This window comes from uncultured Dokdonia sp. (genome assembly GCF_947492815.1).
Taxonomy (GTDB): Bacteria; Bacteroidota; Bacteroidia; order Flavobacteriales; family Flavobacteriaceae; genus Dokdonia.
Map to the genome: position 1 here is coordinate 163,314 of NZ_CANLOB010000001.1, position 15,473 is coordinate 178,786.

Here is a 15,473-nt window from a genome sequence, read left to right on the forward strand (position 1 = left end):
ATCAATCATTGATAAGTTGTTCAAATCTTGAGAGATATAAAGATTCGTACTTATATAATGCTCCTATATGCTTAGAGTCTACCGTCCAGAATTTAGTATTTTCCTTATTTGAGGCTTTATATATCTTTTCACCTAGTTCAAAAGGAACTGTATCGTCTTTTGTACTATGTATGATAACCGTAGGTTTTGTTATATCTTTAATAACCTCAGCTGTTGGAAAGTCATTATTCATAACTATTGGAACTATCCAACTCATCTGCTCTAGATGCAAAACATGAGCAAATTCTTTTCCAATATCTGGAAAAGATGAAAAGGTTCCCTCAAGAATAAGCCCGTTAATCTTATCTTGATTTACCGCCGCCACCGATGTAGCATAAGGTCCTCCCATAGATTGTCCCCACAAAATAATAGGTGTATTTTTGATATGGGGGATCTGCATTACTTGATCAAAAACATAGAAGGCATCTTCTAGTAGTTCTTTTGAATGATCTGCTACTCCTGTAGATTGCCCTAAACCTCTACGTTCATAATTAAATATCTGAAAACCCTTTTCCAAAAAAGGACCATAAGACTGTTCAGATGTTGGTATGTGCATTCCTCCTCCTGAAAAGTGAATGATCGTTCCTATAGGAGCTATAGAATCTGGTTTAAAAAGCACTGCATGCAAGGTAACATCTTCTACTTCATAAAAAAACTCTTCATGGTTTAGATTCGTTGTATACTTACTGTACGTAGCATTTCCCATTTCATACATAATCTCATCCGTTAGGCGAGTACATCTTATATATATAATTGCTACTACACATGCTAATAGTAAAATAAGAAAAAACTGTTTTGTTAATTTTAAAAATCGTTTCATATCTATTGTATTTGAAAGCAAATAAATAGACACCCTATGGGTCTTCAAAAAAAATGACGTGACAGCTGTGTATTTGTGGTAAACTTATACTTTCTGTGGTTAAAACATATATTATTGTTGTGAAGATATTGTTGCTTTTACACTTTCAAAGTGTGTTTTGGAAACTGTGATAGGCGTATCTACTTCGCTTAGGTATAACTTTCCATTTTGAGCATTTCCTTTAAGTTCTTTTATATGAATAGGATTTACAATAAATGATCTATGAACTTTCAGAAAGTTCGACAACTGATTTTGGATGTGTTTTAAAGTACCCCGTAGCATCTTTTCTTTAATTCCTTCAGGGGTTATATGATAAATAAGTACATAATTATCTTCCGATTTTATATATAATATATGGTTAGGTATGCATGTAAAGAAATCCTTTTTTAGAGCTCCCTTAATCACTATTTCCTGCGTTACTTCATCAGTCGTAAAACCACCTAAAGTTTTTATCTTTTCTGACACTAGAGGTTTTCTGCCATAATAATGCCTCAGCACAAGCATTAGAATACTTGTTATAATTCCAAAACCTAGAAACATACTTTTATACCACCATAAAAAAGTCGCTAAACTCAGGCTTTCTGTACGCTTATTAATAAAAAGCTCTGTATAAAAAAAGGTGATGATAATTACCGTTGATATGAGTAGAAATGAAAATAAAATCTCTTCAAGCCAATTCCATATTTTCAGAAAATGTATATAGATATTTGACAGAAAAACAAAAAGCAAATAATTCAGAAAAACAAGCACTCCATACCCTGCAAAGTATAAATTCTTATAAGGGTTTGAATAATTATTTGCGCCCATAGGCTCCAAAAAAATAACAAGAAATGCAATAAAAAGGCCTAAGGTAATACCAATTAAAAACTGGTGCCGATATAATTTTACAAAAGGAAACGAATTACTTAGAAACATAAAAAAATCCCTGCTTATTCAAAGCAGGGATTAAATATACCAATTTTGATTATATAGGTCAGAATTAATCTGCTAATACAATCACTTTATTATTATTCATTTCAATTGTTCCACTTGTAATAGATAGTGACCAACTACCGTCACTTTCTTTTACAAATTTATCTTCAAAACCTTCTGCAATTTCAGGGCTTCCAGCAAATTTCACTTTCCCTTCTGCAAGTAATGATACTACAGCGGCGTGATTATTTAGCATTTGAAACTCTCCATTTATGCCAGGTACTGTAACAGATGTTACTTCTCCTTTTACTAATGATGCTTCTGGTGTTACAATTTCTAAGTGCATACTTTTTAGTTTTTCAGTAAAACAGTATCAGTTACAATAATGCTATATTGTTTCTTTACTGTATACTTAATTATACTTCTGCAAGCATTTTTTCTCCAGCTTCGATAGCTTCTTCGATCGTTCCTTTAAGGTTAAATGCTGCTTCAGGAAGGTGATCTAACTTTCCATCCATAATCATATTAAATCCTTTGATCGTTTCTTTAATATCTACTAATACTCCTGGAATACCTGTAAACTGCTCTGCTACGTGGAATGGCTGAGAAAGGAAACGTTGTACTCGACGTGCACGTCCTACGGCCATTTTATCTTCTTCAGAAAGTTCTTCCATACCAAGGATGGCAATAATATCCTGAAGTTCTTTATAACGCTGTAAAAGCTCTTTTACATTTTGTGCACAATTATAGTGCTCATTTCCTAAGATATCTGCTGTAAGAATACGAGATGTAGAATCTAATGGATCTACCGCTGGGTAAATACCTAGCTCTGCAATCTTACGAGAAAGTACTGTTGTTGCATCAAGGTGAGCAAACGTTGTTGCTGGTGCTGGATCGGTAAGGTCATCTGCAGGTACGTAAACTGCTTGTACAGATGTAATAGATCCTCTTTTTGTTGATGTAATACGCTCCTGCATTGCACCCATCTCTGTTGCTAATGTAGGTTGGTATCCTACCGCAGATGGCATACGTCCAAGAAGTGCTGATACTTCAGAACCTGCTTGTGTAAATCGGAAAATATTATCTACGAAGAAAAGTACATCTTTTCCTTGTCCTTCTCCTGCTCCATCACGGAAATATTCAGCAATAGTAAGTCCAGAAAGTGCCACACGAGCACGTGCTCCAGGAGGCTCATTCATCTGTCCGAATACGAAGGTTGCTTTAGAATCTTTCATTGCTTTCTTATCAACTTTAGAAAGATCCCATCCTCCTTCTTCCATAGAGTGCATAAAGTCATCTCCGTATTTGATAATACCTGACTCAAGCATTTCTCTTAAAAGGTCATTTCCTTCACGTGTACGTTCTCCTACTCCTGCAAATACAGAAAGTCCACCGTGTCCTTTTGCAATATTGTTAATCAACTCTTGAATAAGTACTGTTTTTCCTACTCCAGCTCCTCCAAATAATCCAATCTTACCTCCTTTTGCATAAGGCTCAATAAGGTCGATTACTTTAATACCTGTAAAAAGTACTTCTGTAGATGTTGATAAATCTTCAAATTTTGGTGCTTGACGGTGAATTGGTAATCCGTCTTCGCCAGATTTTGGCAAGTTACCGATACCATCAATGGCATCTCCAATTACGTTAAAAAGACGCCCATAAATATCATCTCCAACTGGCATCTGGATTGGTGCTCCAGTAGCTACTGCATCTACGCCACGGCTTAATCCGTCTGTAGAATCCATTGATATTGTACGTACTGTATTCTCACCGATATGTGATTGTACTTCAAGAACTAATAGCGTTCCATCTGAATTTTTCACTTCTAGTGAATCGTAAATTTTCGGTAATTCAGCGCCGCTTTCGAATGCTACATCTACTACTGGGCCAATAATTTGTGCAACTTTACCTGTAACTTTTGACATTATTAACTATTTAATGTTTAGCAAAATATATGATGAAAAAATACTTCGTTTTTCACCGCGCAAAGATACTGTTTTCTTCTTTATAAAAAAGCCTATTGTCTTTAATTTTTATGGGGAAGTTTTTGCTTTCGCGAAAGCGCACCAAAACCAAATGAAAATAGTCTCCTTTTTTACATCTGAAATCTATTATTTAATACAGTCATACACGAGGACTTCTTTGAAAAAATCACAATAAACTTAGCTGGTGTAAAGAAATAAATTTACATTAGCTTTACTTTAATTTTACAACTGTTTTATGGATAAATTATTAGAGCAAATTTCTATTACTGTCGAAGATTCGTTTTCTCCTATAAATTATATCGCATACATTTTACTTTGTGCTGTATTACTTTATTTACTCTCTGTAGTGTACAATAGATATGGACAGTCTATCTCAAATAGACATCAATTATCTAAAGTACTAATGATTGTAGGACTTACTACGTTTATTATTATATCCATTGTAAAATCATCTTTGGCGCTTTCCCTAGGTCTTGTGGGAGCATTATCTATTGTACGTTTTAGAACAGCTATAAAAGAGCCGGAAGAGTTGGGGTATTTCTTTATGGCTATTGCCATAGGTTTAGGTATGGGTGCAAATCAATTATTACCCACATTGGTAGGGTTTATTGTTTTACTCTTAATCATTGTACTACAACACAAAGGACAATCTTCTTCTATCACTCAAAATTTATTAATAAATCTTGAATGTGATACTGATAAAAAAACAACTATCATCAAAGAAATAAGTGATACAGTAAGTGAAAACGCAACACAAGTTGACGTAAAGAGAATAAAACACGAGGCGACATCTGTTGCTATTAATTTTCTGGTAAAGGTAAAATCATTAGAAGATTTAAATAGTATTAATGAAAAACTGATCGCTATAGATCCTAATATACAAGTGACTTTTATAGATAACACACTTTAAGGAATAACATGAAAATTAAAAACAACACCTCGGCAAAAGTAAACCCCTTTACAATCGCGGCGATAATTGGGGTGTTTGTTCTAAGTTTTTTTTTAATCACCAAAGGAAATTCAAATACTCCCAAAAAACTTTCTACGACAGAAAATAGTAATGCTAATAACATAAATACGCCTACTATATTAAAAGAAATAACGTATACAAATTTATTTGAAACAACTGATCATGAACTATATAGTGACGATGATTTAAATATTTACATTGCAAATACATCAAAAACACCTAAATTAATCTACAAATACAAGGATAAGCCGGAAGGAAGATCACTATCTGATAATTTCTTTATGCATGTATATGTAAAAGATAGTACGAAACTTAAAGGGAAAGCAACTTATGCTAATGTAGATTTTAAACAAAAGCCTGAGGTTATTAAAGATGATGGTGATATATATTATGTTTTCCAAAAAGACTTAGTTAGTAGTAGTTATATGGAAAGCTACATCCCTATCGAAAATATAGCGTATATCAATACTGGACGTTTTCAACCTAATGCAGGTAGATCTTTAGACGTTAGAAAACTAACTGTTGAAGACATTCCTAAAGATCAACTAAAAAACAAATTAGACAAAATTAATTTCACAATAAATCAGGAGGCTTTTGCTAAAATTAAAGCAAAAAGAAATGATGCTTTAAGCAAAGGAATTCTTATATCTCAAGATGACGATATTGTGAATGGTCGTATCTCTTTAAATAATGAAGAATATCAAAAAGTAGAACTGCGCCTTAAAGGGGATTGGACAGATCATTTAAAGCATGAGAACAAATGGTCATATCGATTTATTATGAAAGGTGAAAACACTTTTAAAGGGATGCGCAAATTTTCTGTACAACATCCCATTGTGCGTAATTATTTATGGGAATGGTTATTTAATAAAGTTGTTAAAGAAAATGAACTTATAGGACTACGATACAATTTTGCAGAAGTCAATCTTAAAGTTTCAGGAAGCATAACTGATGTAGATATTCCAATGGGAATTATGGCAGTAGAAGAGTCTTTTGACAAGATCCTTATCGAAAATAATAAAAAGAGAGAAGGTATTATAGTAGGTTTTGACGAATCTCTATTATGGAAAGATAGAGAAAAACAGCGCATTCTTAATTTAGAACCCAACTCTTTATCTAGAGACCTTCACAGCTTACGTAATGCGCAAATCAAAATTTTTAATGAGAACAAAGTCCTTTCTGACCCTAAACTTTCAAAGCAGTTTGATACAGCAAAAGATTTACTAGACGGGCTACGCAATGGAAAATACAAAACATCTGAAGTTTTTGATGTAGATAAACTTGCAACGTTCATAGCACTTACTAATCTTTTTGGAGGATATCATGGATTCATCTGGCACAACTTGCGCATCTATTACAATCCTATTACAAATAAATTAGAACCTATATCCTTTGATTCAAATAGCGGAACTCGATTAACTAAAATGCTTGAGTACCCTATGTCTAAAAATGATACTGTTCTTCAAGAAAAAGTGCTCGAAAAACTCAAACTAGTTAGTGATTCTAATTTTATTAATGATCTTATACAACGCCATATTAAAGAACTGCAACCGTTGAAAACAGATATATACACTGAATTCACAAACTCTTTTGACTTAGATATTCTTGCACATAATAGCAACTTTATCAAAAAACAGATCAATCCTGCTGTTCTTATCACTGCAGATTTAATTTCATATGATGAAAACCATATGAGAATCGAAATTAACAATGTATCTGGACAACCTGTTACTATAGAAAACTTATTAGATACAGAAGGACGTGTTTTAAGCATTAACAAAGAAGCAATTACTTTAAAAGAAAAATCTAGTACTGTTGTTGATTTTTCACTCAGCAACTATTTTGTAAACGCATTTGTTTCAAAAAAAAATAAAAAAGGAGCTTTTCAGTACCCTAAAGATGTACAAAAACTAAGAGTGTCTCATTATGTAAAGGGTATTCTTACAAGAAGGAATGCGACTATTGCCCCTTTTAGTAAAAATCCAAACCTAGATAAAAGCATTACGTATTACAAAAAGCAAAAAGAAGAAAACTTTCAAGAGTTTTCTTTCATAGAAATACAAGAAGAAAATATTCTTGTATTTAAAGAAGGGGCTCATGAAATCACAAAAGATCTTATTATCCAAGCAGGTTATACCATACATATAACTCCTGGTTGCATTCTCGATTTTAAAAATGAAGCATCCCTACTTTCTTATGCTACTTTTATAAGTAATGGCACTAAAGAAAAACCTATCAAATTTTACTCATCAGATAGCTCGGGTAGAGGTATTTTTATTTCAAATGCAGCGCAACAATCTCAAGTAAGCTACAGCACATTTGACAATCTTTCAAACCCAAAATCAGATATCTGGGAAGTGTCTGGCGCAGTAAATTTTCACGAAAGTGAAGTAATTATTTCAAACAGTGTATTTAGTAATAATAGATGTGAAGATGGTCTTAACATTATACGTTCATCATTTACAATGACAGATACGTTATTTGAAAGCACGCAATCTGATGCATTTGATGGAGATTTTGTTACAGGAACTTTAGAAAGATGTACTTTTTTAAACTCAGGAAATGATGGTATTGATGTTTCCGGATCTGAACTCTATCTAAAAGACATCACTATAAAAACTCCTTCTGATAAAGCAATTAGTGCTGGTGAAAATAGCACAATCACAGGGCAAGACATTAAAGTTTTTGGAGGAGAAATAGGCGTTGTAAGTAAAGATCTCTCTAACGTAAGACTTGCCAATGTGCATATTACAGACACACGATTAGGTATTTCTGCCTTTCAGAAAAAATCAGAGTACGGGGTAGCCACTATAATCCTTAAAGATGCTATTCTGAAAGACAATGAACTTGACTATCTAATCGAAAACAAATCAAGCCTTATTTTAAATGATATTGCTGTAGAAACAGTAGATGACAACGTCATTGATAAGATGTACGGAAATGAATATGGAAAAAGTAGTCGCTAAACATATGCCAACAACAGCTTCCAATAATCTGAGATATGAGCGTAAATTCATTTATGAAACCATAACTCCAGAAGATCTTATAAATACCGTTGTGCTTTCTAATTCTTTTTGCTTTCGCGAAATTTTTCACCGGCGTACCGTCAATAACATCTACTATGATGATCAAGCAATGAGTTTTTATCATCAGAATGTATCTGGAGACGAACTTCGTGATAAATATAGATTGCGGTGGTATGGAGATGCTTTTGAGCTTATCGAAAAGCCTGTTCTTGAAATAAAGAAAAAATACGGTGCAGTTGGAGATAAGTTGTCTTTCGCTTTAAGCGAACATACATTTCATTTAAAAAAACATACAAGTCAAGAAATCCAACAAAGAATTAGAGAGGCTATCAAAGAAAACCACACCCCTGAATTGGCTTTAAAGCTGGGCAACCTAACCCCTTCTCTATATAATTCTTATGAGCGCAGGTATTTTTTATCTGACTGTGGCAACTATAGAATTACTATAGATTATAATATGACGTTTTATAATCCGCATTTTCCCGACTACGACCGATCAAAAGAACCACTATCTGATACTGTTTTAGAATTAAAATACAACGTATCTGATGACAAAGAAAGTAGAAAACTCACACAGCAATTTACCGCTCGTTTATCTAAAAATTCAAAATATGTACGAGGCGTAAACCTTATACATCACCAGCAGAATAATTAAGCTATTATAGTGTTTAGCATTAGTTCCTTTGTGTTTGTCGAAATTTGTTGTTAGTTAGGCATAGAAACATGAGTTTAGCCTAAACTTTAAAATTAAACACTATGAAATCTAAAGCTCTTATCTTACTCACATCTGTTTTACTTTTTAGCTCTTGTGTTGTAAAATCACTTCAGCCTTTTTATAAAACAGAAGACCTATCATATAATGAAAAGCTTATAGGTAACTGGACTGATCAAAAAAATGATATTTGGACTGTCACTTCTGTAAAAGAAGAATTTGTAAAAAACCAAAAAAAAGAAGAAAAACCATCTGAAGATGATTTAAAAGCTTTTGAAACATACAAAGACGGGTATATCATTAATTATACTAAAAAAAACTCCGAAGCTCTATTTATAGCAATGCCATTTAAAGTAAATGAATATTTATTTGTTGATTTCACTCCTTTTGAATATGGGAGCAATGAATTAAATGGACTTGCCGCAGCGCATCTTTTAACAACACATTCTACAGCTTATGTAGAAATGAACGAAGACGGTTCTATTACTTTAAAATGGTTATCAGAAAAAGCAATTAACAATCTAATGAAAGAAAATAAACTGCGAATTAAACATGAAAAAACAGGTGTTAATGAAGATTTAGTTCTTACAGCTCCTAGTGAAGAGCTTCATAACTTTCTAAAGAAGTTTATGACATTAGATTTCGACAGTAAATGGGACAATGATGATGTTTACACGTTAAAACCTAGAAATGCAAGACCTTAATTTTAACTTTAAAAAAGCTAATTATCACAGACCACTATTATTACATAGCGTTTTGTGGTCTTTAGCGTTTGTAGTTCTTGTATTTATATTTTCCAAAGGACAACAACCTATAAAAGTTGATTATATCTACACTTTTATGTTCATTCTTTTTATGGCTATGCCTGTGAATATCAATTTTTATTTCTTAATTCCTAAATTTTTAAAGCTTGAAAAATATATAGTATACACCCTATTATTTTTAGTAAATTTAGCTTTTTTCATAACCTTGTGTCTATCATTTTTCCAACCAATGCTAGATACTTTATTCCCAGACTTTTTCTTTGTTTCTTATGTTTCAAATAAAAACGTGTATACCATATTTAGCATTTTCCTTATCGCTACAACACTTTTAAAACTAGCTGAAGATTGGTTTTATTTTAACACTAATGAAAACAGAGTTTTAAAACTTAAAAACCAACATATTCAAACACAACTATTATCATTACGATCACAAATAAATCCGCATTTCTTATTTAATTCTATAAATGTGATTTATGCAATGGCACTTGAAAAAGATACTAATATTACAAAAGCAATCGTAGAGCTTTCTGATGTATTACGCTATGTAATTTATGATTCAAATACAGAGCGTGTCACTTTAAAAGAAGAAACAAAATTGCTGCAAAACTATATTGCATTCCAGGAATATCGTGTACAAGACTCAAACAGCGTAGATTTTAAAATAATCATCCAAGATGAGCAGTTCAAAATATATCCTATGTTATTATTACCACTTATTGAAAACAGTTATAAATACGGGACTTTTGACTCTCATGCCCAAAAGACAATACAAATCAAATTACTGCAGTCTAAAAATCATTTTAAATTTGAAATAACGAACGCTACAAACCCTTCTATAAAAAATAACTTAGCTACTACCTATTCAGGAGTAGGCCTAGAAAATCTAAAGAATAACTTACATTTGGTATATCCTGAATGTCACCAATTTATTGTAGAAAATACTGTTGACACTTTTAAAGTCACTATTGAAATCACAGATGAGCACCAATAAAAATAGAAATATACATTGCCTTATTATTGATGATGAGATTTCTTCTCAACGTGTATTACATCATTTTATTAAGGACACTGAAGTTTTAGAATTAAAACAAACATGTAGTAGCACTTCAGAGGCCTATAAATATTTACAGCTACACGATGATATTGATCTTTTATTCCTAGATATTAATATGCCTCAACAATCTGGATTAGATTTTTACAAAGGTCTACAACACCCCCCTGCAGTAATCTTTACCACTGCTTATCCTCAATATGCTGTAGAAGGCTTTGAAGTAAATGCTATAGATTACCTCTTAAAACCTATCGCTTATGATCGATTCTTAAAAGCAATACATAAAGTTCTAAACCACAAACCTCAAATAAAAACTATAGATGATTTTGTTGTTTTAAAAGAAAGTAAAGTACTCCATAAGGTATTTTTTAAGGACATACAATACATAGAAGCCTATGGTGACTATATAAAAGTAATTCTAGAAGAAAAGGTTATTGTTACACATAGTACATTCTCTAATTTTATAGAAAACCTTCCAGATTACTTCATACGCACTCATAAATCATTTAGCATAAATCTAAGTAGACTAAATCACCTTTCGGGAAATCAAATACTATTAGATTCCCACACAATACCTATTGGCCAAACCTATAAAGCCAGTGTTCTAAAAGCTCTTAATCTATAATAACAAATATGATCAAACGCACACTTTATATTTTATTGATAGCATTCTTGCATACAAATTGCACCCCAAAAGATAATATATACACCACTCCCACATTTTCTAAAAATGGCACCATAAACTGCGTTATAGAGATACCTGGGGGCACCAATAAAAAAATAGAGTTTAATCCTAAAACTCATTTATTTGAAATAGATCAAAGAGATGGTAAAGATCGTATCATTTCATTCTTACCATATCCTGCAAATTATGGATTTATCCCTTCCACCCATTCAGACCCAGCTAAAGGAGGAGATGGAGATGCGTTGGATATTCTTCTTCTTTCAGAAGCTGTTCCTACAGGTTCAATAGTAGAAGTAATTCCAATCGCAATGCTTAAATTATTAGATAATGGAGAATTTGATTATAAAATTATTTGCATCCCTAGTGATCCTAAAAAACGTATTATAGACGCATCTACGTATACTATTTTTTCAGAAAAATACATTCATGCAAAAAACAGTATAGAATCATGGTTCTTACATTATGACACAGGAGGTGATAAATTAATAAGTAAAGGCTGGGGAGATGAAGAGGAAGCACTTAAGGAAATTACTAAAAGTGTAGTGCTTAAAAATGAGAAATGAGTTCATGAAAGAAGAAGAAGAAGAAGAAAACATGACAACACATGAGGCACTCATTAATTCTTTACGCGACAAAACATATTCTTCATTAGAAATAAAAAAAATAAATCGAAAATGTTATCTAATTATCCATTTTGAAACATATTCTAGAACATTTATAAATAAATTTAAAAAACCAAAAGAATACAGGCATATCTGGCAAATATCAGATTGGCTTAAAGCCAACTTTGACATTGAAAAAGAGCAATTAAAATTACCTATAAACAGCTCATAATAAAACATAAAAAATCCCGCAAATAGCGAGATTTTTTTTTTTGTATTACTAAATCTATCTCTTATTCTACGGTAACAGATTTAGCTAAGTTTCTAGGTTGATCTACATTCTTATCTAACATTACTGCTATATGGTATGATAATAATTGTAATGGTATTGTCGCTAGTAAAGGTGTAAACGGCTCTAATGTTTCTGGTATTTCAATAACATGATCTGCCAGTTTTTTCACTTCTTCATCACCCTCTGTTACGATACCAATTATTTTTCCACTTCGTGCCTTTATTTCTTCTACATTACTAACCACTTTCTCATAATGTCCTTTTTTGGTAGCGATAACAACTACAGGCATTTGCTCATCTATCAATGCAATAGGACCATGCTTCATTTCTGCTGCAGGATATCCTTCTGCATGGATATATGAGATTTCTTTAAGCTTTAATGCTCCTTCTAGCGCTACAGGAAAGTTATAACCACGTCCAAGATATAATGCATTAGATGCATCTTTGTATTGTGAAGCTACATGTTCTGCTTGCTCATTAGATTTTAAAGCCTTCGCCACTTTTGCTGGAATACGTTCTAACTCCTGCAGATACGCTCTGAATTCAGAAGTTGAAAGTGTTCCTTTATGCTTTGCTAACTTTAAAGCAATAAGTGTAAGAATTGTAATTTGAGTTGTAAATGCTTTTGTTGATGCTACTCCTATTTCTGGACCAGCATGCGTATAGGCTCCCGCATGTGTTTCTCTAGATATGGAAGACCCTACAACATTACAAACACCAAAAACAAAAGCTCCTTGGTCTTTTGCTAATTTAATAGCTGCCATTGTATCTGCTGTTTCTCCACTTTGAGAAATTGCTATAACAACATCATCTTTATATACTATTGGATTCCTATATCTAAACTCAGAAGCATATTCTACTTCTACAGGAATACGAGCAAACTCTTCAAAAATATATTCAGCAACAAGACCTGCATGCCAAGAAGTACCACAAGCAACGACAATAATACGACGCGCATTTAAAAACTTCTCTAAATTGTCATCTATTCCAGCCATCCTAACAATACCTTTATCTACAAGCATACGCCCTCTAAAAGTATCTGTAATTGCATCTGGTTGCTCATAAATTTCCTTAAGCATAAAGTGATCATAACCTCCTTTTTCTATTTGCTCTAGATTTAATTGGAGTTCTTGTATATAAGGATCTACAAGAGAATCATCTTTAATCTTACGAATTTTTAATTTCTTATGATTACGCACAACTGCCATCTCACCATCTTCCAAGTAAATAGCGTTATTTGTATATTCTATAAAAGGAGTCGCATCTGATGCTATGAAAAGTTCATTATCTCCAACACCTATTGCTAGCGGACTTCCAAGTCTAGCCACTACAATTTCATTAGGTTTTGTTTTATCAAAAACAGCTATAGCATATGCACCTATCGTTTGATTAAGTGCTATCTGAACAGCTTTTCCTAACTTTACACCTTCTTTTATCTTTACATCTTCAATTAAGTTTACAAGTACTTCTGTATCTGTATCTGATGTAAAAGAATACCCTCTATTTATAAGTTCTTTACGTAATGGATCATAGTTTTCTATAATTCCATTATGAATAATAACAAGATTACCTGAATTAGAAATATGAGGATGTGAATTAATATCATTAGGCACACCATGTGTTGCCCATCTTGTATGACCAATACCTATAGATCCATTTGTTGAAATTTCGCTTTCTAAGCGATTCTTCAAATCTTCGACTTTTCCTTTCGTCTTTGACATTTTAAGGTTTTCCCCATCATAAAGTGCTATTCCTGCACTATCATACCCTCTGTATTCAAGACGTTGTAATCCTTGTAAAATAATAGGATATGCATCTCTATATCCTATGTAACCAACAATTCCGCACATACTGCTATATGTTATTCAATTATTTAATTATCTAAACCTAATATTTGACCACAAGGACTGTCAGGGTCTATATCTCCTGTTATCGTATAAAATATTCTCAATTTTAATTTTTTAGCTTCATCAGCACTCAAATTACCATGAAGAATAGTTCCTTCTGGAGAAATTACACTAGAAAGGGGCGTTCTTAAAGCATCATCTATGCCTCCTGTTCCTGCTATTATTGCTGTATTATCAACACTTACATTTTGCGAAACAGCCAATGCTAAACGCACGTTTGTAGAATCATTTTTAATAAGATTATTTACATGTTGCGTAATTCGTATTCTATAACTCTGTCCTAAACTCGACTCATTCCCTTCCTCTTCTCTAACAAGTCTTCCTAAATGATTTATTCTTGTATTAACAGGACCATTTATACCTGCTGTATTATCTAAAGAACCATCAATTAACAATCTATTGTTGTCAAAATCTACCATAAATAATCGCTCTGGCTCTAACACTCCACCTCCAGCTCCTAAATCATCCTGATCTACATAAAAAGTTAAATTTGCCTCATTAATAATGATATCATCATTACACGTACGAAGTACTTCTAGCTGATCTGCAACTTCATCACCATCAAAATCAGGTCCGAAAAGCTCTACTATAGCAATGCTTCCATCACCTCCTTTTAGATATAAGTTATCTTCACCATTAGTTCTATCAGAATTTTCTATAGCATTTTCTATAGTAGGATCAAATTGGTTTTGATAATCTATAATACTAACTCCATTAAAATTCAGAGTAATTTCTCCTAATCCATCATTAGTAGGCTCTCCAGGATCAGCTGAATCATCATCTCCATCAAAACTATAATAAAGTGTAATATTTGCTTGATTAAAATCAAACAAGAATAAGTTGCCATTACTATCGGCATCTTCTGCTTTTAAATAAAGACCTCTGAAATAATCATTAAATGTGTTTATATTTAAAAGCACATCATCTCCCTCTCTTTCAATAATATTTTGAGTCCAATATTCTTTATTAAGCTCTAGTCTTAATGCGGGAGAAATACGCTCAGAAAACTCTTTTACCACATTATCCTCTTCATCTAAAACAGGCTCTCCATCTTCATCAAAAGTAACTTCTGCCAAGATAATTTCATCAGCTTGTGGCACAAAATCAGTCAATTGAAACAACAAATCTCCCTCTACTCCTTGGAAATTTGGAACATCATTAGAAAAATATATTTGAGGATCTTCAAAGTTTGAGTTTGGATCAAGATCATTTAAAAAAAAGTTTGATCTGTAAGCAGATAATGTAATACCACCTGTATTTCTAAATATAGAATCAAGTTCATAGGTATTATTCCCATCTTCATCTACCGCAATTTGTCTCGCAAAATAGGGTAATGTAAATATGACACTATCAAGAACTGTATTATCTCCAAACTCTGGATTTGTTCTTGAAAGGGTCATTTGAGATAAATATGAAGCTGTTGTTTTACCATACACAGGATCATTATACACCCCTAGCACTCCCACTGGAGCACCATTTGTCTGAACGCCTAAAGGATAATTATCACTATAAGCAATAACACCTAAATCATCTATCAATTCAGTATCAAAGTTTACCTCTCCTACAATCCCAGTTCCTACTTCACCTAATTCTTCTTCGCAAGCAACATATGCAAATACAAAGAGTAAGGCTATTAAGCCTTTACTTATATAATTATAAATTTTCATAGT

The 15,473-nt window shown here is 32.6% G+C and carries 14 protein-coding genes; 8 read left to right on the forward strand and 6 right to left on the reverse strand.

Annotated elements, in window-relative coordinates:
- Window position 1: 1 nt before the first annotated feature.
- The 4 genes from Q1A01_RS00870 to atpD form a co-directional block, all read right to left on the reverse strand.
- Window positions 2-859, reverse strand: coding sequence for an alpha/beta fold hydrolase (locus Q1A01_RS00870; RefSeq protein WP_299674524.1), 858 nt, complete (start codon window positions 857-859; stop codon window positions 2-4).
- Between the two features lie 111 nt (window positions 860-970).
- Window positions 971-1,705 (reverse strand): LytTR family DNA-binding domain-containing protein, encoded by a 735-nt coding sequence (locus Q1A01_RS00875; protein WP_299674527.1) that lies wholly within the window; start codon window positions 1,703-1,705, stop codon window positions 971-973.
- Window positions 1,706-1,877: 172 nt separating this feature from the next.
- Window positions 1,878-2,156: a F0F1 ATP synthase subunit epsilon gene (locus Q1A01_RS00880; protein ID WP_299674530.1), complete on the reverse strand. Its 279-nt coding sequence runs from the start codon at window positions 2,154-2,156 to the stop codon at window positions 1,878-1,880.
- A 70-nt stretch (window positions 2,157-2,226) separates the two neighbouring features.
- Window positions 2,227-3,735 carry a F0F1 ATP synthase subunit beta gene (gene atpD, locus Q1A01_RS00885; RefSeq protein ID WP_299674533.1) on the reverse strand — a complete coding sequence of 503 codons (1,509 nt, stop codon included), beginning with the start codon at window positions 3,733-3,735 and terminating at the stop codon, window positions 2,227-2,229.
- A 295-nt stretch (window positions 3,736-4,030) separates the two neighbouring features.
- On the opposite strand from atpD, the gene Q1A01_RS00890 reads away from it, so the two are divergent.
- From Q1A01_RS00890 to Q1A01_RS00925, 8 genes are all read left to right on the forward strand, one after another.
- On the forward strand, window positions 4,031-4,705 hold the full coding sequence (locus tag Q1A01_RS00890; RefSeq protein ID WP_299674536.1) for a DUF4956 domain-containing protein: 675 nt from the start codon (window positions 4,031-4,033) through the stop codon (window positions 4,703-4,705).
- An 8-nt stretch (window positions 4,706-4,713) separates the two neighbouring features.
- Entirely contained in the window at window positions 4,714-7,731 is a 3,018-nt protein-coding gene (locus Q1A01_RS00895; RefSeq protein ID WP_299674539.1) for a hypothetical protein, read from the forward strand.
- Window positions 7,712-8,446, forward strand: a complete 735-nt coding sequence (locus Q1A01_RS00900) for a VTC domain-containing protein (RefSeq protein WP_299674542.1) — start codon at window positions 7,712-7,714, stop codon at window positions 8,444-8,446. The genes Q1A01_RS00895 and Q1A01_RS00900 overlap by 20 nt, the downstream gene beginning before the upstream one ends.
- A gap of 101 nt (window positions 8,447-8,547) precedes the next feature.
- Complete coding sequence (locus tag Q1A01_RS00905; protein ID WP_299674545.1) at window positions 8,548-9,207, forward strand: hypothetical protein; 660 nt, start codon at window positions 8,548-8,550, stop codon at window positions 9,205-9,207.
- 289 nt (window positions 9,208-9,496) lie between these two features.
- Window positions 9,497-10,258, forward strand: a complete 762-nt coding sequence (locus tag Q1A01_RS00910) for a sensor histidine kinase (RefSeq protein ID WP_299674548.1) — start codon at window positions 9,497-9,499, stop codon at window positions 10,256-10,258.
- Window positions 10,245-10,943, forward strand: coding sequence for a LytTR family DNA-binding domain-containing protein (locus tag Q1A01_RS00915; protein WP_299674551.1), 699 nt, complete (start codon window positions 10,245-10,247; stop codon window positions 10,941-10,943). The genes Q1A01_RS00910 and Q1A01_RS00915 overlap by 14 nt, the downstream gene beginning before the upstream one ends.
- Before the next feature lie 8 nt (window positions 10,944-10,951).
- Window positions 10,952-11,566, forward strand: a complete 615-nt coding sequence (locus Q1A01_RS00920; protein WP_299674554.1) for an inorganic diphosphatase — start codon at window positions 10,952-10,954, stop codon at window positions 11,564-11,566.
- A gap of 4 nt (window positions 11,567-11,570) precedes the next feature.
- Complete coding sequence (locus tag Q1A01_RS00925) at window positions 11,571-11,837, forward strand: hypothetical protein (protein ID WP_299674557.1); 267 nt, start codon at window positions 11,571-11,573, stop codon at window positions 11,835-11,837.
- Window positions 11,838-11,898: 61 nt separating this feature from the next.
- On the opposite strand, the gene glmS is transcribed toward Q1A01_RS00925, so the two are convergent.
- Window positions 11,899-13,746, reverse strand: a complete 1,848-nt coding sequence (glmS, locus tag Q1A01_RS00930) for a glutamine--fructose-6-phosphate transaminase (isomerizing) (RefSeq protein ID WP_299674560.1) — start codon at window positions 13,744-13,746, stop codon at window positions 11,899-11,901.
- Window positions 13,747-13,769: 23 nt separating this feature from the next.
- Window positions 13,770-15,470, reverse strand: a complete 1,701-nt coding sequence (locus Q1A01_RS00935) for a DUF4270 domain-containing protein (protein WP_299674563.1) — start codon at window positions 15,468-15,470, stop codon at window positions 13,770-13,772.
- Window positions 15,471-15,473: the final 3 nt, after the last annotated feature.

Coding starts and splice junctions, on each gene's coding strand:
- Q1A01_RS00870 (WP_299674524.1), bottom strand. CDS start 859: ATGAAACGATTTTTAAAATTAACAAAACAGTTTTTTCTTATTTTACTA.
- glmS (WP_299674560.1), bottom strand. CDS start 13,746: ATGTGCGGAATTGTTGGTTACATAGGATATAGAGATGCATATCCTATT.
- atpD (WP_299674533.1), bottom strand. CDS start 3,735: ATGTCAAAAGTTACAGGTAAAGTTGCACAAATTATTGGCCCAGTAGTA.
- Q1A01_RS00905 (WP_299674545.1), top strand. CDS start 8,548: ATGAAATCTAAAGCTCTTATCTTACTCACATCTGTTTTACTTTTTAGC.
- Q1A01_RS00935 (WP_299674563.1), bottom strand. CDS start 15,470: ATGAAAATTTATAATTATATAAGTAAAGGCTTAATAGCCTTACTCTTT.
- Q1A01_RS00895 (WP_299674539.1), top strand. CDS start 4,714: ATGAAAATTAAAAACAACACCTCGGCAAAAGTAAACCCCTTTACAATC.
- Q1A01_RS00875 (WP_299674527.1), bottom strand. CDS start 1,705: ATGGGCGCAAATAATTATTCAAACCCTTATAAGAATTTATACTTTGCA.
- Q1A01_RS00910 (WP_299674548.1), top strand. CDS start 9,497: ATGCTAGATACTTTATTCCCAGACTTTTTCTTTGTTTCTTATGTTTCA.
- Q1A01_RS00915 (WP_299674551.1), top strand. CDS start 10,245: ATGAGCACCAATAAAAATAGAAATATACATTGCCTTATTATTGATGAT.
- Q1A01_RS00890 (WP_299674536.1), top strand. CDS start 4,031: ATGGATAAATTATTAGAGCAAATTTCTATTACTGTCGAAGATTCGTTT.
- Q1A01_RS00900 (WP_299674542.1), top strand. CDS start 7,712: ATGGAAAAAGTAGTCGCTAAACATATGCCAACAACAGCTTCCAATAAT.
- Q1A01_RS00925 (WP_299674557.1), top strand. CDS start 11,571: ATGAAAGAAGAAGAAGAAGAAGAAAACATGACAACACATGAGGCACTC.
- Q1A01_RS00920 (WP_299674554.1), top strand. CDS start 10,952: ATGATCAAACGCACACTTTATATTTTATTGATAGCATTCTTGCATACA.
- Q1A01_RS00880 (WP_299674530.1), bottom strand. CDS start 2,156: ATGCACTTAGAAATTGTAACACCAGAAGCATCATTAGTAAAAGGAGAA.